General features: G+C 71.7%; 15 protein-coding genes. 5 read left to right on the forward strand and 10 right to left on the reverse strand.

The features are described 5' to 3' along the window. Nucleotides 1-61 precede the first annotated feature (61 nt). On the reverse strand, nt 62-982 hold the full coding sequence (locus ACFWNN_RS05460) for a peptidoglycan-binding protein (protein WP_382438638.1): 921 nt from the start codon (nt 980-982) through the stop codon (nt 62-64). A gap of 10 nt (nt 983-992) precedes the next feature. After that, nucleotides 993-1,517, reverse strand: coding sequence for a LuxR C-terminal-related transcriptional regulator (locus ACFWNN_RS05465; protein ID WP_382438639.1), 525 nt, complete (start codon nt 1,515-1,517; stop codon nt 993-995). Nucleotides 1,518-1,615: 98 nt separating this feature from the next. On the opposite strand from ACFWNN_RS05465, the gene ACFWNN_RS05470 reads away from it, so the two are divergent. Beyond that, nucleotides 1,616-5,713: a BTAD domain-containing putative transcriptional regulator gene (locus tag ACFWNN_RS05470; protein WP_382438640.1), complete on the forward strand. Its 4,098-nt coding sequence runs from the start codon at nt 1,616-1,618 to the stop codon at nt 5,711-5,713. Nucleotides 5,714-5,927: 214 nt separating this feature from the next. Here the strand turns inward: ACFWNN_RS05470 and ACFWNN_RS05475 are convergent, their stop codons facing one another. From ACFWNN_RS05475 to ACFWNN_RS05490, 4 genes are all read right to left on the reverse strand, one after another. Further along, nucleotides 5,928-7,067, reverse strand: coding sequence for an ROK family protein (locus ACFWNN_RS05475; RefSeq protein ID WP_382438641.1), 1,140 nt, complete (start codon nt 7,065-7,067; stop codon nt 5,928-5,930). A 58-nt stretch (nt 7,068-7,125) separates the two neighbouring features. Next, the gene (locus ACFWNN_RS05480) at nt 7,126-8,502 is read right to left on the reverse strand and encodes a xylulokinase (protein ID WP_382438642.1); all 1,377 of its coding nucleotides are present in this window, start codon (nt 8,500-8,502) and stop codon (nt 7,126-7,128) included. A gap of 1 nt (nt 8,503) precedes the next feature. Beyond that, nucleotides 8,504-9,652 (reverse strand): xylose isomerase, encoded by a 1,149-nt coding sequence (gene xylA, locus ACFWNN_RS05485; protein WP_382438796.1) that lies wholly within the window; start codon nt 9,650-9,652, stop codon nt 8,504-8,506. A gap of 78 nt (nt 9,653-9,730) precedes the next feature. Next, nucleotides 9,731-10,315, reverse strand: coding sequence for a GDSL-type esterase/lipase family protein (locus ACFWNN_RS05490; RefSeq protein WP_382438643.1), 585 nt, complete (start codon nt 10,313-10,315; stop codon nt 9,731-9,733). Between the two features lie 306 nt (nt 10,316-10,621). Here ACFWNN_RS05490 and fusA point away from each other — a divergent pair, with 306 nt between their 5' ends. Then, nucleotides 10,622-12,607: an elongation factor G gene (fusA, locus tag ACFWNN_RS05495; protein WP_382438644.1), complete on the forward strand. Its 1,986-nt coding sequence runs from the start codon at nt 10,622-10,624 to the stop codon at nt 12,605-12,607. Here fusA and ACFWNN_RS05500 read toward each other — a convergent pair. Then, the gene (locus tag ACFWNN_RS05500) at nt 12,592-12,801 is read right to left on the reverse strand and encodes a hypothetical protein (protein ID WP_382438804.1); all 210 of its coding nucleotides are present in this window, start codon (nt 12,799-12,801) and stop codon (nt 12,592-12,594) included. The genes fusA and ACFWNN_RS05500 overlap by 16 nt on opposite strands. On the opposite strand from ACFWNN_RS05500, the gene ACFWNN_RS05505 reads away from it, so the two are divergent. Then, on the forward strand, nt 12,704-13,477 hold the full coding sequence (locus tag ACFWNN_RS05505) for an endonuclease/exonuclease/phosphatase family protein (RefSeq protein ID WP_382438645.1): 774 nt from the start codon (nt 12,704-12,706) through the stop codon (nt 13,475-13,477). The genes ACFWNN_RS05500 and ACFWNN_RS05505 overlap by 98 nt on opposite strands. Here the strand turns inward: ACFWNN_RS05505 and ACFWNN_RS05510 are convergent. Next, nucleotides 13,467-14,924: a hypothetical protein gene (locus ACFWNN_RS05510; RefSeq protein WP_382438646.1), complete on the reverse strand. Its 1,458-nt coding sequence runs from the start codon at nt 14,922-14,924 to the stop codon at nt 13,467-13,469. The genes ACFWNN_RS05505 and ACFWNN_RS05510 overlap by 11 nt on opposite strands. Before the next feature lie 117 nt (nt 14,925-15,041). On the opposite strand from ACFWNN_RS05510, the gene ACFWNN_RS05515 reads away from it, so the two are divergent. After that, a complete protein-coding gene (locus ACFWNN_RS05515) occupies nt 15,042-15,650 on the forward strand; it encodes a hypothetical protein (RefSeq protein WP_382438647.1) in 609 nt (202 codons plus the stop codon). A gap of 22 nt (nt 15,651-15,672) precedes the next feature. Next, complete coding sequence (locus tag ACFWNN_RS05520; RefSeq protein WP_382438648.1) at nt 15,673-17,910, forward strand: GH92 family glycosyl hydrolase; 2,238 nt, start codon at nt 15,673-15,675, stop codon at nt 17,908-17,910. On the opposite strand, the gene ACFWNN_RS05525 is transcribed toward ACFWNN_RS05520, so the two are convergent. Together ACFWNN_RS05525 and ACFWNN_RS05530 are read right to left on the reverse strand one after the other, a co-directional pair. Beyond that, nucleotides 17,893-18,816 (reverse strand): aminoglycoside phosphotransferase family protein, encoded by a 924-nt coding sequence (locus ACFWNN_RS05525; RefSeq protein WP_382438649.1) that lies wholly within the window; start codon nt 18,814-18,816, stop codon nt 17,893-17,895. The two genes, ACFWNN_RS05520 and ACFWNN_RS05525, sit on opposite strands and share 18 nt — an antisense overlap. Nucleotides 18,817-18,828: 12 nt before the next feature. Further along, nucleotides 18,829-19,269, reverse strand: a complete 441-nt coding sequence (locus ACFWNN_RS05530) for an SRPBCC family protein (protein ID WP_382438650.1) — start codon at nt 19,267-19,269, stop codon at nt 18,829-18,831. Between the last annotated feature and the right edge of the window lie 20 nt (nt 19,270-19,289).

Below are 19,289 nucleotides of genomic sequence, written 5' to 3' on the forward strand. Positions count from 1 at the left end.
ATCAGACGAGCGAGAACGTCACTCACCTGGATCGGAGGCCCGCTGGCGTCGTTACGGGGACTCAGTAGAAGCAACCCGTGCGGGGCAGTGAGGACGGGGCCGGCGGGGTGCGGCCGTCGTAGATGGCGAGCAGGAAGTTCTGCGGGCAGTAGGAGGTTCCGCTGATCTTGATGGCCACGTGCAGGTGCGGGCCCGTCGAGTTGCCCGTGTTGCCGGTGGTGCCGACGCGGTCGCCTGCCTTGACCGACGCGCCGTTGGCCACGGACCACGACGAGAAGTGGCAGTAGATGTAGTCGACGCCGCTCTTGACGATGCGGAGGCCGTTGCCGCAGCCGCTCGGCTCGTTGATGCGGTAGGCGGTGCCGGTGACCATGGCGTACGCGGGGACGCTGTTCACCGGGAGGTCGATGGCCGGGTAGTCGTGGTGCGGGTCGTCGTACTCGCTGCGCGGCAGGGCGCTCTTCGCGAGCGGCAGGCTGTAGGTGCCGCCTCCGCCGCCGGAACCGGAGCCGCCGACGAGGGTCTGCCAGGTGTTGGGGCCGACGATGCCGTCGGCGGTGAGGCTCTTGGAACGCTGGAACGCCACGGCGGCGTTGTGGGTGCCGCCGCCGAAGTCGCCGTCCTCGGCGAGGTTGTAGCCGTAGCGGTTGAGCTGGACCTGGGCCGCCCGCACCGCGTTGCTGTTGTTGCCCTGTTGAACGCTCACAATCAGCTTCGGCCAGGTGTTCGGGCCGATCTGACCGTCGGCGGACAGGCCGTTGGCGCTCTGGAACTGCTTCACCGCGGCCTCGGTGGCCGGGCCGAACTCGCCGTCGGCGCCGATGTTGTAGCCGCGGTGGCGCAGCAGGTGTTGCGCGGTCAGGACGTTCGCGCCGGTCTGGCCGGTCTTCACGTTCGGCCACGCGGGGAGCGCGGCCTGCGCCGGGGTGACGACCCCCAGCAGGACCCCTAACGAGATCAGGGCGGCAACGAGGATTCTCATGGGCTGCACGCTAGGAACGCACGGCCAGCGGACGCCCTAGTCGCGAGACCAGTTGTGTGCGGTCCCGGCAGCCGAACTTCCTCAGCAGGTTGGAGACGTGGTACTTCACCGCGCTCACGGTGATGAACATGGCCTCGGCGATCTCCGCGTTCTCGCGGCCCTCGGCGACCAGCCGCAACGTCTCGCGTTCACGCGAGGTCAGCGACGCCGGCGGGGGACCGGGCAGCAACGCGGGCACCAGCCTCGGCGACACCCAGCCACCGAAGCGGGCGACGTCGTGGATCGCCCGCACGACGTCCTCCAGCGGGTCGTCGGCGAGCACGAGCCCGGTGACCCCGAGCCGCACCAGCCCTTCCACCGCGTCGGACGACGGCAGCACCGCGACGGTCCCCGGACCGGACGCGCACGAGGCGTCGAGAACGTTCACATCGGCGGGCGTGCCCAGCACGGCCCACGGCACGGCGTCGAGCAGGGACGCGATCTTGTCGGCCAGCAGGACGTTGCGCAGCGACAGCGAGACATGGATGGTTCGCACGTTCCGGAACGCTCGGCACAGGACCGTATTTCCGCGTATCGGCTGCGTATAACGCCAGGTCGTTGTTAACGTTCGCGCCGATCATCGGGGGAGGGTGCGTGCGGTTCCGGGTGCTCGGTCCGATCGCCGTGGCGGTGGGCGAGGAGGACGTCGCGCTGCGGTCGGCGAAGCAACGCACCCTGCTCTCGGTGCTGCTGCGGCACGCGAACACGCCCGTCTCGTCGCGGCAGCTGATCGAGACGCTCTGGGAGGTCCCGCCCGCCTCGGCGCGGGAGAACGTCCGCCTCTACGTCCACCAGCTCAAGCGCACCCTCGACCTCGGCGACCGGATCACCCGCGAACCGTCCGGCTACCGGCTCCGGATCGAACCCGGCGAGCTCGACGCCGACCGCTTCGAGCAGCTGACCGAGGACGCCGGCCGGACGGCGGATCCGCGGCAGGCGGCCGACCTGCTCACCGAGGCGCTCGCGCTGTGGCGGGGACCGGCGTACCCGGACCTGCCCGACCAGTTCGCCGCCCGCCTGCACGAGGCACGGCTGCGCGCCGCCGAGGCCCGCGCCACCGCCGAGCTCGCGCTGGGCAGGCACGCCGAGGTGATCGGCGGCCTGACCGAGCTGGTGGAGGCGAACCCGTACCGGGAACCGTTGCACGCCAGGCTGATGACCGCCCTCTACGGCGCGTCCCGGCAGGCGGAGGCGCTGGAGGTGTTCCGCAGGGCCCGCGAACGACTGGTCGAGGACCTGGGCATCGAACCCGGCCCCGAACTGCGCGCCCTGCACGAGACGATGCTGCACGGCACGCCGATCGCCGAGCCCGCACCGGCCAGGACCACCCGCGCCGACTGCCCCTACCGCGGCCTGATGGCGTACCAGCCCGAGCACCACCCGTGGTTCTTCGGCCGCGGCCACCTCGTGGAGCTCGTCCACCGCCGCATCGACCGCCATCCCGTGGTCGGGGTGTTCGGCGCGTCCGGCAGCGGCAAGTCGTCGTTGCTGCGGGCGGGCGTCGTGGGCGGGCTGGACGACCGGTGGCGGCCCGTCGTGATCACCCCGACCGCACACCCGATGGCAGCGCTCACATCGGCACTGGCCGCGCTGACCGGCAAACGGCCCGACCTCGCCGCGGACCCGGCGGCGTTCGACGTCGAGGTCCGCACCGCGCTCGCAGGCGGTCCGGACGACGTGCGCGTGCTGCTCGTGGTCGATCAGCTGGAAGAGCTGTTCACGTTGTGCGCCAGTGAAAGTGAACGCTCACAGTTCCTCGCCGTGCTCCTCGACGCCGCCCAGGGACCCCACCGGCGCACACGGGTCGTGCTCGGCGTCCGCGCCGACTTCCTCGCCCACGTCACGCAGCACCCCGGGCTGGTCCAGGCGCTGGCGGACGAGGCCACCGTGCTGGTCGGGCCGCCGTCCACCGCCGACCTGCGGGACATCGTGCTGCGCCCGGCCGCCATGAGCGGGCTGTCCGTCTCCGCCGACCTGCTCGCGACCGTCCTCGCCGACGTCGACGCGGAGCCGGGCGCGCTGCCGTTGCTGTCGCATGCGCTCGTGGAGACGTGGCAGCGGTCGGGCACCGAACTCACCCTCGCCGCGTACCGGGCGGGCGGCGGGGTCCGGGGCGCGATCGCCCAGACCGCCGAACGCGCCTACGACGAGCTGGACGACGCACACCAGCAGGCCATGCGCCGGATGCTGGTGCGGCTCACCGCGTTCGGCGACGGCACCGAGGACACCCGCAGGCCGATCCGCCGCGCCGAGCTCGACGGCGTCGCCGGGCCCGAGGTGATCGACGCCGTGCTCGCCCGGCTGGTCGCCGAACGGCTGGTGGTGCTCGACGAGGACACCGCCGAGATCGCGCACGAGGCCCTGATCCGCGCCTGGCCCCGGTTGCAGCGTTGGTTGTCCGACGACCGGTCGACGTTGCTGGTCCACCGCAGGCTCACCGCCGCCACCCACACCTGGACCGAGCTCGCGCACGACGAGGGCGCGCTCTACCGGGGCGCGCAGCTGCTCACCGCCTCGGCCTGGGCGCAGGACCACTCCGGCGAGCTGAACGCGGCCGAGGAGGCGTTCCTCGCAGCCAGCCGCGGGCGTGACGAGGCCGAACAGGTGACGGTGAAGCGCCGCAACCGCTTGCTGACCAGGCTCGTCGCGATCATGGGCGTCCTGCTGCTGCTGGCCGCGGGCGGCGGGGGCGTCGCCTGGTGGCAGACGCGGGAAGCCCAGCTGCGCCAACGGATCGAGCAGGCGCACCAGATCGCGTTGTCCGCGCGGGGGCTCGTCGACACCGCCCCCGACCTCGCCGGGCAGCAGGCCATGGCGGCGTACCGGCTGCATCCCGACGACGACACCCGAGGCGCGTTGCTGAGCACCGCGTCCGCGCCCCGCCGCCGCATCGAGCTCAACGCCGACGGCCCACCCGTGCTCGATGTGAGCGTGTCCAACCAGGGTGACGTGATCGCGACCGCTGACCGGGACGGCCACGTCACGGTGTGGGATCTGGAGACGAGGTCGCGCAAGCTGCTGCTGGCGGACCACAACACGTTCACCGACGGCGGCTACGCCCGGCAGGCCGAGTTCAGCGCGGACGACAGGTTCCTGGCCTCGAACGCGTCGCTGCCCGCACTGGGCGGTAGTCGCGGCGATGTCGTGGTCTGGGACCTCACGACGGGCAAGGCCGTGTTCTCGCACCAGTTCGGCACGATCACCGCCGGGCTCGCGTTCCACCCGTCCGGCACGTCGTTCGCGGTCGGCGTCGAGGGCGGCGCGGTCGAGGTGTGGGACGTCGCCACCAGGACCAAGCGCACGTTCACAACGCACTCCCACGAGGTCAACGCGCTGGCGTTCAGCCCGGACGGCAGGCTGCTGGTCACCGCGAACGGCCAGGAACACCCGGCGGTGTGGGACGCCGCGACCGGCACGCAGGTCGGCAGGATCCCGTCGCTGGAGGTCAACAACGTCGGGTTCCACGGCGACCAGATCGTCACCGCGACCCTGCGCGAGGGCGTGAAGTTCTGGGACGCCAACGGAAAGCTGCTGTCCGAGCTGCCGAAGCAGGGCGCCTACGCGTGGGAGGCGTCCGGGCCGGTGGGCGGGCGGATGGCGGTGGCCGACGAGGACGGGCTCGTCACGATCTGGGACCTCCGCACCGCGCGTCCCATCACGACCTACCGCGACCGCGGCCGCACCGAGTCCAGGGCGATCGCGCTCGGCCGGGACGGCACGCTGCTGGTCTCCGGCGGCTACGGGCGGATCGTGGCGGTGCGCGAGGACGCCGTGCCGCCGTTCACCGGGCACGCCGGTGGCATCAACGACATCGACGTCGCTCAAGGCGCCGTCGCTTCGGCAGGAGACGACGGAACCGTGCGGCTGTGGGACCTCGACGGAACCGGTCTGGCCACTTTGGACGGTCACGCGGACCGCGTCGAGTCGGTGGCGTTCAGCCCGGACGGCTCCCGGCTGGCCGCGCTCACCCGCGACCACACGATCTCGCTCTGGGACGTCGCCCGGCGCGAACGGCTGTCGTCGTTGTCCTACAGCGGTCTGGGCGCGTCGACCGACATCGCGTACCAGCCGGACGGGCGCGGCCTCGTCACGGCGTCGCTCGGCCGGTTCCGCTGGAGCCTGCCCGGCCTCGTGCGGGGAACGTTCTCAGGCGGCCCGTACATCGCGAGCGCGCTGGAGTTCACGCCCGACGGCCGCCTGCTGATCTCCACCGACCCGGCGGGCGGCGCGATGCTGTGGAACGTGGCGGAGGACAGGCTGGAACGGCGCGTCAGCACCGGTCAGGGCGACGTGCGCGACGTCGCTGTCAGCCCGGACGGCACGCGCTTCGCCACGGCGGGCGCCAACCGGACGGTGAAGGTCTGGGACGTGGCCACCGGCGCCGAGCTGTTCACGCTCACCGGCCACTCGGCACCGGTGGTGGCGCTGGCGTTCAGCCCGTCCGGCGCGGCGCTGGCGTCCGGGGGAGAGGACGACGCCGTGGTGGTGTGGGACCTCGGCACCCGCACCGGCACGACCCTGACCGGGCACGCCGGGCCGGTGCAGGCGGTGGCGTTCACGCGGGAGGACGAGGTGGTGTCGGGGGCGAACGACGCGCGGATCATCAGGTGGTCGCTGTCGGTCGCGGCGGCCGAGGCGAGGATCTGCGCGGAGGGCTATCCGCGACCGGAGGCGTGCGGGGCGGGGCCCTGAGGGGCGTGGTCGGGGGCTTGGGGGATGGAGCTGTGAGAGGCCGAGCGGTTGGGGGCTGGCGGGACGAAGCCGCGAAGGGTGGGCGGTCGGCGGCGTGCGGGACGGAGCCGTGCGAGCTGTCGGAGGCGTGTGGGGACGGACGCTTGAGCGGCGAACCGTTCGGAGGCTTTTGCGAGCTGCGCGAGGCGTCGTTCGGAGGCTTGCGGGGTGTGGGCTAGGCGAGGAGTCGTTCGGGCTGGTGGACGGCGCGCCTCGTGATCAGGCCCGCCGCGCCCCGCACCACCGCGAACTCGCCGAGCGGGGAGGCGAGCAGGCGCGTGTGCCGTTCGCCGCCCGCGAGCACCCGGCTGTCCATTTCGGACCGCACGGCGTCCCGGAGGTGGTCGTACAGCACGGCGTAGCTGCCGCCGAGCACGACCGTGGGCACGTCGAAGAGGTTCGTCAGCGTCGCGATGCCGACGCCGAGCGCCTCACCGGCCATCCGCACGGCCGCGAGTGCCTTCGGATCCTGAGCTTCGAGCGCCTTGCGCAACGAGTCGAGCCGCCGCCGTCCCGCCTCGCGCAGGATGACGTCGAGGCCCGCGTACCGCTCGACGCACCCGCGGCTCCCGCAGGTGCAGGGGATGCCGTCGCGCTCGATCACGACGTGCCCGAGCTCGCCCGCGAACCCGCTGACCCCGCGGTAGACCTCGCCGCCCAGCACCACCCCGGCACCGATGCCGACGTCCGCCGTCACGTGCACGAAGTCCTCACCGGCGAGGTGCCGGGGCCACAGGTGGGCGAGCGCGGCGAGGTTCGCCTCGTTGTCGAGCGAGACGTCGAGGCCGAGCCGCCGGCCCAGGTCGGCGGCGAGGGGCACGCCGACCAGTTCGGGCAGGTTGGGGGCCCTGACCACCACGCCGTCGTGCACCACGCCGGGGATCGCCAGCCCGGCTCCCAGCACCGGGCGCGGGCCGGTGACCTCCCTGACCAGCGCGGCGACCCGGTCCAGCACCTCGCCCGCGGAGACCTTGCGCAGGTCGGCGGGCACGAGGCGGCGTTCGAGGGTCTCGCCGTCGAGGCCGAGCGTCTCGACGGCCAGGTGGCTGACGTTGATCTCGGCGCCCACCGCCACCGGGCCGTCGGGGTGGAAGCGCAACGGCTTGGATGGCCTGCCCATGCCGGCGAGCGTGGCCGGTTCCTCGACGAGGATGCCGTTCGCCAGCAGGGGTTCGGTGAGGTTCGAGAGGGTCGCTTTGGTGAGGCCGGTGCGGGCCGCGAGGTCGGCGCGCGAGCCGGGGCGGTCGACGAGTGCGAGCAGCACCGTCCGCAGGTTGCCGAGGCGGACCTGCCTCAGGTGGTCGACGGTGGTCATCGCGGCCAGTATCGCGGTGCGCCGGCCCGCACTCGGAGGCCGGGTGCGGGCCGGGCGCTCATCGGCTGAGGTACTTCGTCGAGGCGTCGGCGTACCGCTCGCGGATCAACGGGACCGCGTCCGCCTCGAACCGCGTGCTGTCGGCACCCGCCCACTTCGGCGGGGTCTCGCCGCCCGCCAACGTCCACGCCGCCTGCCGGGCCGCACCGTCGGCCACGTACTCGCCGGGCGCGGGCACGGTCACGGGCACACCGAACACGGTCGGAGCGATCTCCCGCACCGCACGAGAGGCTGCCGCTCCTCCGACCAGCCGCACGCTCGTGACGTCAGCACCTTGCGAAGCCAACGCATCAAGCCCCACGGCCAGACCGCACAACATGCCCTCCACCGCCGCACGCGCGATGTTCGCCGGTGTGGCGTTGGTGAGGGTCAGGCCGTGCAACGCGCCCGTGGCGTCGGGCAGGTTCGGCGTCCGCTCGCCCTCCAGGTACGGAACGAGCACGAGCCCTTCCGCGCCGGGACGAGCCGACAGGGCCAGGTCGCTCAACGTCGCGAGGTCCACGCCCAGCATGCGGGCGGTCGCGTCCAGCACGCGGGCGGCGTTCAGCGTGCACGCCAACGGCAGGTAGCGGCCCGTCGCGTCGGCGAACCCCGCCACGATGCCGGACGGGTCCGAGGCCCTGACGTCGGCCGTCGCCGTGACCACGCCGGACGTGCCCAGCGAGACCACCACGCCGCCGCCCACGCCCAGCATGGCCGCCGCGTTGTCACCGGCACCCGCGCCGAGCCGCACCGGCCCGTCCACGTGCTCGGCGGGGCCGAGCACGCGGGGCAGCACCACGTCGGACGTGCCCAGCGCCAGTTCCACCAGGTCGGGGACGTAGGTGTTCGTCACCGAGTCGAAGTAGCCGGTGCCGGAGGCGTCGGAACGGTCGGTGACCAGGTCGGCCAGGTCACCGGTGCCGCGCAGCCGCCACGTCAGCCAGTCGTGCGGCAGGCAGACGGCGGCGGTGCGCTTGGCGTTGGCCGGTTCGTGCTCGGCGAGCCAGCGGAGCTTGGTGATCGTGAACGACGCCACCGGCACGAGGCCGATCCGCCCGGCCCACTCGGAAGCACCCAGTTCGGAGGTCAACGCCGACGCGGCCGCCGCTGAACGGGTGTCGTTCCACAGCAACGCATCGCGCACCACGACGCCATCGGAGTCGAGGCAGACCATGCCGTGCTGTTGCCCGGCGACGCTCAGGGCGGAGACGTCGGACAGGCCGCCGGCGTCGGCGAGAGCGGACTCCAGGGCCGACCACCAGTGCGACGGGTGCACCTCGGTGCCGTCCGGGTGGGCGGCGCGGCCCTCCCGGACGAGCGCGCCCGTCTCGGCGTCGCGGACCACGACCTTGCACGACTGCGTCGAGGAGTCGACGCCGGCGACCAGCGTCATGTCAGCGCGCTCCGGTGAGGTGCTCGAGCGCGAGCTGGTTCAGGCGCACGAAGCCGTAGCCGCGCTCGGCCCCGGCGGTCGGGTCGACGGGGTCGGCCAGCAGGTCGTCGTACGACTCACCGGCGTTCAGCGTCGGCTCGGACAGCTCCGCGACGCCCGCCGTCTGCAACGCCTCCTGCACCTCAGGGTCGGCCCGGAACGCGGCGGCCCGGTCGCGCAGCAGCAGGTAGGTGGCCATGTTGGCGCGCGCGGAGTCCCACACGCCGGAGATGTCCTCGGTGCGCGACGGCTTGTAGTCGAAGTGCCGCGGGCCGTCGTAGCCGGCCGTCTCCAGCAGGTCGACCAGCGCGAACGCGTTCATCAGGTCGCCGTGCCCGAACACCAGGTCCTGGTCGTACTTGATGCTGCGCTGGCCGTTGAGGTCGATGTGGAACAGCTTGCCGTGCCACAACGCCTGCGCGATGCCGTGCACGAAGTTCAGGCCCGCCATCTGCTCGTGCCCGACCTCGGGGTTCAGGCCGACCAGCTCGGGCTTGTCCAGCGACGAGATGAACGCGAGCGCGTGCCCGACGGTCGGCAGCAGGATGTCGCCGCGCGGCTCGTTCGGCTTCGGCTCCAGCGCGAACCGGATGTCGTAGCCGCGGTCCGTGACGAACTGGGTCAGCAGGTTCATGCCCTCGCGGTACCGGTCGAGCGCCGCCCGCACGTCCTTCGCCACGTCGTACTCGGAGCCCTCGCGGCCACCCCAGAGCACGAACGTCTGGGCGCCGAGTTCGGCGGCCAGCTCGATGTTGCGCAGCACCTTCTGCAGCGCGAACCGGCGCACGCCGCGGTCGTTGCTGGTGAAGCCGCCGTCCTTGAACACGGGGTGGCTGAACAGGTTCGTCGTCACCATCGGGATGACGAGCCCGGTCTCCTTCAGCGCGCCCTGCAGGCGGCTGATCTGGTTCTCGCGGTCGGTCGCCTCGAACCCGAACAGGTCGTCGTCGTGGAACGTCAGCCCGTACGCGCCGAGCTCGGCGAGCCGGTGCACCGCCTCGACCACGTCCAGCTCGGGGCGCGTGGCCTCGCCGAACGGGTCGCGACCCTGCCAGCCCACGGTCCACAGACCGAAGGAGAACTTGTCCGCCGGAGTGGGCGTGCTCATCATCCACCTCATTCGTTCAATGCTTGAACTTAGTCTGGACAGTACGACGCCACGGCGGTGATCGCAATCGGTCGCGTGTGGTCAGATCCGGGCGGCCACGACCTCGACGGCGGGGGCGAGGGCGGCGGCGATCGCCCGGTAGCCCGCCGCGGACGGGTGGAAGCGGTCCCCGGCGAACAGCGACGGGTCGGCGGCGAACTGCGGCGTGACGGCGCGTTCGACGTGCGCGACCACACCGCCGGCGCGGATCACCGCCCGTTGCTGGGCCTCGGCGTACTGACGGCTGGCGGCCGAGACGATGTCCCGCAGCGCGGGCGGCACGTGCGCGACGACGCTCAGGTCCGGCGCCGTCGCGACGACGACCTCCGCGCCCGCCGCACGCAGGTCCGCGACCGCGTCGTGCAGCTGCTGCGCGCCCACGTCCGGCGGAACGAACCTGGTCAGGTCGTTCGCGCCGATCACCACCACGGCGACGTCCACCGCGCCCGCCGCCCTCACCTGGGCGCGCAGGTCCGCGGACCGGGCGCCGGGGAAGGCGCGCACCTGAAGATCGATCCGGTGACCGGCGGCCCGCAGGTGCTGGGCGAGCAACGGGCCGAGAGTGTCCTCGCGGCGAGTGCTGCCCACTCCGGCGGCGATCGAGTCGCCGAGCAGACACAAACGCATGGTCTTTGAACGAAGACAGGCGCGGCGGTGTTCCGGGGAACAAACCGCGCAGGCCCGTGGTTGTAAGAATTGACTTCCCGTGGATGTGTTGGTCTGTCTACACTCCACGATCATCATCACCGAGACGAGAGGAGACCGGCCGTGCGTACCGCCGTCGTTCTCTCGTCCCGCTTCGACGTGATCCTCGTGTCCCCGTACCCCGGTCGCCTGCTGCGCGCCGGGCGCCGGAGTGTCTGACGTACGCCTGAAAGCGTTCGTCGGGTCATCGCGCTGACCCCGTAAGTCCTTGAGAACTAAGGCAGAGCCATGCGCACCACCACGTTGAACGCTGTCCGCAACCTCGGCATCCTCGCTCACGTCGACGCGGGCAAGACCACCCTCACCGAACGCTTCCTGTTCGCCACCGGCAGCACCCACAAGCGCGGCGAGGTCCACGACGGCACCACCGTCACCGACTTCGACCCGCAGGAACGCGACCGCGGCATCACGATCTTCGCCGCCGCCGTGACCTGCACGTGGGACGGCCACCGCATCAACCTCATCGACACGCCGGGCCACGTCGACTTCGCCGACGAGGTCGAACGGTCCCTGCGCGTGCTCGACGGGGCGGTCGCGGTGTTCGACGGCGTCGCCGGCGTGGAACCGCAGAGCGAGTCGGTGTGGCGCCAGGCCGACCGGCACGGCGTGCCGCGGATCGCGTTCGTCAACAAGCTCGACCGGGCGGGCGCGGACCTCGACGCCGTCGTGGAGTCGATCCGCACGCGCCTGCACACCGTGCCGCTCGTCGTGCAACTGCCGATCGGCGCGGAGGACGGGTTCCTCGGCGTCGTCGACCTGGTGCGCATGCGTGCGCTGACCTGGGACGACGCGCTGGAGGAGGGGCCTGTCCCGGAAACGTTGCTGGCAGAGGCACAACGGCGTCGTCGCCTCCTGGAGGAGACGGTGGCCGAACTGCACCCCGACGCGTTGGAGGAGTTCTTCGCCCAAGGCCTGACCGACGAGACGCTCCGCGAGGCCCTGCGCGAGATCACGAGCCAGGGCACCGGAACGGTCGTGCTGTGCGGCAGCGCGTACCGCAACCGGGGCGTGGAACCGTTGCTGGACGCGGTGATCGCGTACCTGCCGTCCCCTGTGGACGTTCCGCCGGTGCGCGGCGTCGACGGCCAGGAACGGCAGCCCGACCCGGACGAAGAGTTCTCGGCGTTGGTGTTCAAGGTGAACGCCACCGCCACCGGACGCCTCGCGTACGTCCGCGTCTACTCCGGCACCCTCCACAAGGGAGACTCGGTGCTGGTGGCGGGCCGCGCCGAACGCGTCGGGCGGATCCTGCGCGTCCAGGCCGACCGGCACACGCCGGTCGACGAGGCCGTCGCGGGCGACATCGTGGCGCTGATCGGGCTGAAGTCGGCCCGCATCGGGGCGACGCTGTGCGCTCCGGACGCGCCGTTGCTGCTCGAACCCCCGGTGTCGGCCGAACCGGTCGTCTCGGTGGCGGTGGAGGCGCGCACCAGCGCTGACAACGCCAGGCTCGTCGAGGCGCTCGCGCACCTCGTCGACGAGGACCCGTCCCTGCGCTTCGGGACGGACCCCGAGACCGGCCAGACCGTGCTGTCCGGCCAGGGCGAGCTGCAGCTGGAGGTGGCGGTGCAGAAGGCGCGAACGCTGCACCGCGTGGAGATCACGATGGGCCGTCCGCGCGTCTCGTACCGGGAGACGGTGAGCACCGGGGTGACCGGTTTCGTCCACCGGCACGTGAAGCAGGACGGAGGGCAAGGTCAGTTCGCCCACATCGTGATCGACACCGAACCGCTGGACGAAGGGTTCGAGTTCCGCTCGGCCGTCACCGGCGGCCGGGTGCCGCAGGAGTTCGTCCGCGCGGTCGAACAGGGCTGCCGGGACGCGCTCGCCGAAGGCCCGCTCGGCCACCAGGTGGTCGGGCTGCGGGTGACGCTGACCGACGGGTCCACGCACGTCAAGGACTCGTCGGAGATGGCGTTCCGCACGGCCGGGCGGCTCGGGCTGCGCGAGGCGCTGAAGGCCGGCGCCATGCAGTTGCTCGAACCGATCGCCGAGGTCACGGTGACCGTGCCGGACGAGTACCTCGGCGGGGTGCTCGGTGACCTGGCGACGCGCCGGGGCCGGATCCTCGGCTCGGTGGCCAGGGCCGGCGCCACGGTGGTGACGGCGAGCGTGCCGATCGCCGAGATGTTCGGCTACGTGACGAGGTTGCGCAGCCGGACGCAGGGCCGCGGCAGCTTCACCAGCACGCCGACCGGCTACGCGACCGCGTAGATGAGGTGGAAGGGCTCGGCCTCGTCGGGGGTCGAGCCCGCGTGCAGGGCACGTGCGGGACCACAGGCCCGGCTTCGCTGAAGCCGGGCCTGTGCCATGATCGGCGAAATGGAGCCGTTGCGCGTCATGTCGTTCAACCTCAAGTTCGCCTCCACGGCCGAGCCGAACTCGTGGCCGACGAGGCGCCCGGTCATGGCCCAGCTCCTGCTGAATGAGCTCCCGCACGTCCTCGGCACCCAGGAAGGCCTCTACGGGCAGCTGCGCGACATCGCGCACGACCTGCCCGGCCACTACGACTGGATCGGCCAGGGCCGGGCGGGCGGCAGCCACGACGAGTTCATGGCGATCTTCTTCGACACGCTCCGCCTGGAACCGCTGGAGTTCGACCACCACTGGCTCTCCGACACCCCGAACCTCGTCGGCTCGCGGTCGTGGGGCAACAACGTGATCCGGATGGTCACCTGGGTCAGGTTCGCGGATCGCCTGTCCGGCAAGCAGTTCGTCGTCGTCAACACGCACTTCGACCACGAGTCGCCGAACGCCCGCGTGCGCGGCGCCGAGTTCGTCCGCGACCGGCTCCAGGGCCTGACGCTGCCGGTGATCGTCACCGGCGACTTCAACGACGTCCCCGGCTCACCGGCCTACGCCACGCTGACGTCGTTCCTCGTCGACACCTGGCTGACCGGCCGCCAGACCACGCCGGCGCACGGGACGTTCCACGGCTACGGCCCGTTGGTCCCGAACGGCCCCCGCATCGACTGGATCCTCACCCGCGGCCTCATCGTCGAGGAGGCCGCGATCAACACCTACCAGCGAGATGGCCAGTACCCGTCCGACCACCTCGCCGTCCAGGCATCCGTCAGGATCTAGGCGCCCACTCGGGCGGCAGGTCGTGCGAGCACGTCGGCGCACCGGCCGCCCGCGCCTGCCGTTGAGCCAGGTACGGCCCGGCGATCTCGGCACGCGGCACCGGTGCCAGCGCCGTGATCGCGTCACCGGCGGCGAGCACCTGGCGGCGCATGCGTTCGTGGTCCACGGCCTCCGCGCCGAACGCCGGTGCCCAGAGCGTCCACGGCCCGGAGATCATCGCCATCGTCGGGACCAGGTGCGAGTGGAAGTGCGTGCCGATCCCGCCGAACGAGCACTGCGGCGGCACCCGGCCCGGCACCGGCAGGTCGCTGCCGGGCAGGACGAACGTGCGATCCACCGCCCGTCCGGCCAACGCTGACGCGGCACTCCCGGCCAGCACAGGACTGCCCGCGAACCACCCGGAGAACTCGGCCAGACCCGAGGCTCGCAGCGACCCGTCGACGGGCAGGAACTCCCGCGTTCCGAGGTGCTCCAGCACGAACGCGAACGCCACCGACCCCGAGTCGTAGTCGCGGTCCAGGGCGCGCGCCCGGAACTCGCTGCCCTCGGCGGGCCGGTGCAGGTGCCCGGTCGCGAAGACGAACTCGATCGTGCGCGGACGGCACCGCAGCGGCAGCCGGGCGAAGTGCTCGGCCAGCGCCAGCAACGCGACGGTGCCGTTCTCCTGCACCCAGCCCACGCCGTCGGTGTTGGTGTCGAGCACGATCCGTTCGCTGCTCACGCCCGGCAGCGTGGCGACCAGCGACCTCGTCACCGCCGGCACCCGCGCCGCCAGCACACCGATCGTCGTGTGCGTGCCCGGCTTGAGCCGCAGCGCCGCGTCCGCGCCGACGAACACGCCCGGCACGCGGTAGTGGGTGCCGAGGTGCGGGTCCCAGTAGCCCTTCACCTGCTCGTGCGGGAACGGGAACGCGATCACCACCCCGGCGGCACCGGCCTTGCCCGCGTCGACCATGTCCTGGTCCAGCAACGGTTCGGCGAGGTAGCCGCGGTCGAGGGCGGGGAAGGCGCGCAGCACGACCTTGCCGCGGGCGTTCCCGGGCGTGATCGGGGTGCCGGCCGGGAGCCGCACGAGCTCGCCGGAACGCAGCCCGGGCTCGGAGTAGGGGATCGCGCCCGCGACCGGCATGGCCCCGCCCGACAGCAGGAAGCCGGGGCCGGGCTGCCAGCGGGTGATCGCGAACGGCTCGGACCGCACGGACACGCCGGGCAGCCGGTCGACGCGGTGGTCGAGCCACGAGATCAGGCGGTTGTGGTTCGGGCTGCCGGTGGCGCGGACGCCGAACCCGGCGACGGTCGCGTTCAGGGCGCGCAGCTGGGCGGCCGAGGCGAACGTCCGCTCGTCGATCGTGGGGCCGCAGTCCGTCGCGGCGACGGCGGGCGTGGTCAGTTGGAGGGCGAAGACCGTTACGACACCTATGAATGCAACGCATCTGGCGGGGCGCACGCGGCACACTGTGGCCGCCGTGAGGAGCGCTCACAATCCGCTGACCGGGTAACCAAACGAGACCCTGTCAACCGTCAACGGAAATGGTTTATACCAATTTCCGCTACGGTCCGCGAGATGCGCCTGAAATCGACGTTCGGCCGCGTCGCGGTGATCGCGTACGCGCTGTTGTTCACCCTCGGCTCGACAGCCGTTGCGAGCGCCTCGCACGGCAACGAGTGCAGAACCCCGTCCATCGACCGGTTGCAGCAGTGGATCGCCAGCGGTGAGGGCGCCACCGAACCCGCGACCGGCAGCATCCTCGTGCCGAAGGGCCGGCACGACCACACCGCGAAGATCAAGTTCCTGGCCGACGACTGGGCGGTCATGGTCGTGTGGCTGGGCAACAAGTTCGAGGCCCAGGCCGATCTGTCCACATCGCACGGTTTCTGGATGACCTACCGCGCCACGAACGACCTCTACGTCCAGCTGCGGCCGGCGGAGTTCTGGAGCGGTGGCGACAAGTGGGTCACCAGGATTCCGTCCACCGGCGGCAAGCTGGTGAAGCGGTTCTTCAGTTTCAAGACAAAGGACTGGACATATCTGCCGGCCCTCGGCAAGCCGTCCTACCCGCTCGCGGACGCCCTCGACGACGCCCGTGGCCTGGTGTTCGTCGGCAACACGAAGAACGACCTGGAGTTCCAGAGCCTGAAGATCGACGGTTACCGGCCACCCTGCGTTTACTGATTTCCGGTTACTGTCCCGGGACGTGAGAGCGCTCCCGGTCTTCCTGGTCACTGTCCTCACCGCCGCACTGGCGACACCCGCGAGCGCGGCGGTGAGAGACGACACCCGGTTCGTCGACCCGCTGATCGGCTCGGCGGGCGGCGGCAACACCTACCCCGGCGCCGTGCGGCCGTTCGGGATGATCTCGTGGAGTCCCACGTCGACCCGCGGCGACCAGACGAACACCGGCGCCGCCAACGGCTACGCCTACGACGCGACGCGCGTGCGCGGGTTCAGCCTCACGCACGTCAACGGCGCGGGCTGCCACCCCGGCGCGGCCGGTGACGTGCCGATCATGCCGCACGTCGGGGAGATCACCTCGTCGCCGACCGCGGACACCAAGGACCAGACCTTCGCGAGCGACTTCTCGCACGCCGACGAGAAGGCCGAGGCCGGCCGGTACCGGGTGGGCCTCAAGTCCGGCGCCACGGCGGACCTCTCCGTCACGACCCGCGCGGGCATCGGAGAGTTCACCTTCCCCGTCAACGGCTCGCTGCTGTTCCGCACGTCGAACTCGTTGAACGGCAGCGAGGACGCCGACATCACGATCGACCCGGCGACGAACACGGTCTCGGGTTCGGTGCTGACCGGCGCGTTCTGCGGCCGCCGGGCCAACGGCGGCACGAACAACCAGAAGACCTACTACCGCCTGCACTTCACGGCGTCGTTCGACCGCCCGATCAGCGCTTACGGCACGTGGGTCAACAGCGAGCTCCGGCCGGGGACCACGTCGGCGTCCGGTGGCGAGGGCTACCTGACCGGGAACGCGCGTGCGGGCAAGGGTTCCGGCGGGTACGTGTCCTTTGCGGACAACTCGGTGCGGATGCGCGTCGGCATCTCCTACACCAGCCTGGACGCGGCGAAGCGCAACCTCGCGGCCGAGATCCCGAAGCGCGCCACGGTCGACGACGTCGCTCGCGAGGCGCGCAAGGAGTGGGCGAAGCGTTTGCGCGCAGTGGAGATCGACGGCGGCACCGCGGACGAGCGCACAGTCTTCTACACCGCGCTGTACCACAGCTTCCTGCAGCCCAACGTGATCACCGACGCCGGTCAGCAGACCCGGTACGGCAACTTCTCCGGCTGGGACCAGTACCGCGCGCACACCCAGCTGCTGGCGTTGCTGGCACCGGACGTCGCGAGCGCGTTCGCCCAGTCGTTGCTGGAGATCTCGCGCCGCAACGGCGACGTCTGGGACCGCTGGGTGCACATCACCGGCCCGACACACGTCATGACCGGCGACCCTTCCGCCCCGGCCATTGCGGGCATGTACGCCATGGGAGCGCGGAACTTCGACGTGCGCGCGGCCTACGACTCGTTGCTGCGCCAGGCGACCGTTCCGCACCCGGACGGCCTGTCCGACAAGGGCTGCCCCGGCCAGTGCGAGGGCCAGCGCCCGAACCTCGCGGAGTACATGAGGCTCGGCTACGCGCCGCACGACACGTGCCACTGCTGGGGCGGCGCCGCCGAGACCCTCGAGGACGCCGTCGCCGACCAGGCGCTGGCCGACCTTGGCCGCCGCCTCGGCCGCCCGAACGCGGACATGGAACAGCGCGCGGGCTGGTGGCGCAACACGTTCAACCCGGCCACCGGTCACCAGCAGGCCCGGCGCGCGGACGGCACCTGGGTGACGCCGTTCAACCCGGCCTCCGACCAGGGCTTCGCGCAGGGCAGCAGCGCCACCTACACGTGGATGGTCCCGCACGACGCCGCCGGCCTGGCGTCGGTGATGGGCGGCAACGACACCGCCGTCGCGCGGCTCGACGGGTTCTTCAAGCGCGCCGACGGCTCGTGGGCCACCGGCGGCGACGCGTTGCGCTACGACCCGACCAACGAGCCCGGCATCCACACCCCGTGGCTGTACAACGAGTTCGGCCAGCCGAGGAAGACCCAGGAGACCGTGCGGGCGATGGCGCGCCTGGTCTACAAGACCGGTCCTTCGGGCCTGCCCGGCAACGACGACCTCGGCACGATGTCCGCCTGGTACGTGTTCGCCGCGCTGGGCCTCTACCCGCGCACGCCGAGCAGCGCCGAACTGCACCTCTCCAGCCCGATGTTCCCGAAGGCGCGGATTCCCGGCAAGAACATCACGATCATCGCCACCGGTGCGCCGGGCATCTACCTGAAGGAGACGCGCTGGAACGGCCGCGTGGTCGACCGGCCGTGGCTGCCGGAGTCGTTCGTGCAACGCGGGGGAGTGCTGGTCTCACGCCTGGAAGGGTGATCCCGGCTTGGTTCGCATGGCCAGCGCCATGGTCACCTGGCGCTGGTCGAGCCGGGTCGCGCCGTCCTCCACGTCCCACAGGCAGTTCTGCAGCACCCGCCCGAGCGTCCACGCGGCGGCCCGTTCGCGGTCGAGGTCCAGCACGTCTGTGAACAGGTCGAACCGCCGGTGCAGCACGCGGAGCGGGTCGTCGGCCGCGATCACCGCGTCCCACTTGCTGTTGAGCGCGGGCCACAGGTCGAAGCCGGGATCTCCGGCCAGGGGTTCGGGGTCGATCGCGAGCCACGGTTCGCGCTCGGCCGCGAGCACGTTCCCGCAGTGCAGGTCCCAGTGCAGCAAGCGGTCTCCCGGCTCGCCGGCCACCTCGCGCACCGCCGCGGCACAGGAGATCAGCAGGTCGCGGTCCTCCGCGTCGGTCAGCGCGGTCAGCGCCTCAGGTGTCTGCGCCAGCATCCCGGAGGCGATATCACCGAGCCGGGGCACGTCGGCGGGCGCGGTCCTCGACGTCAGCCGCCGCACCAGGCCGGCGAGCACGGTCATCGCCTCGTCCTCGTCGACGTCCTCCAACGACCGCGAGCCGTCGAGTCGTTCGAGCAGCGTCGTGCCACTCGCCGGATCGCTGTCGAGCAGCCGCACGGTCCCGGCGCCGTCCCAGGCCCGCAGCCCGACCACGGCGGCCCGGGTCTCGACCTTGGGAAACTGGAACCGCAGCACCGCCGGTCCGTGCCCGGCGTGCCGGACCGGCAGCACCAGGGCCGACTCGCCTGACCGCGGAGCGCCGTCCGGGGTGAGCGCCCACTTCTCGAAGAACACCTCGACGAGCTCCGGCAGCGCGGCGATCCACTCCCGTTCGGCGTCTCCTGCTCGCTGGTAGGAGGCGATCAGGTCGTCAGGGACAGCGGTCATGCGGTGATCTTGTCAGGCGGCCGTTCCGAAGAGCGCCGCCAGGCGTTCCAGCGACCGCCGCATCGAAGCCTTGTTGCGGCGGGGGATCGGGGACAGGTCGAGCAACAGCGGCACGCGCGCCGTAGACCAGTCGAACGTCTCGGTCACCTCGGTGCCACCGGGCGCCGGCGTGAGCTGCCAGCGCCAGCGGTGCCCGTTGAAGTGCCGCCACGCGATCAGCCGGTCCTCCTCGAACTCCACCACGGTGTTCTCGATCCGGTAGCCGACCCCGATCTTCATGTCCATGCCGAACGTGCTGCCGAGCGCGAGCCGTTCGGGAGCACCGGCCCGTGGCGCGAGGACGGTGCCGGACCCGTCGATGAGCGGGTGTTTCGCCGGGTCGGCGAGCAGGTCGAAGATGCCGGCGGCGGGCGCGGGCACGACAGCGGAGACGGAGACGCTTCTGCGGGGCACGGTCCCCAGCCAACCATCGG

The sequence above is a fragment of the Lentzea sp. NPDC058450 genome (assembly GCF_042721395.1).
In the GTDB taxonomy this organism is placed as follows: Bacteria; Actinomycetota; Actinomycetes; order Mycobacteriales; family Pseudonocardiaceae; genus Lentzea.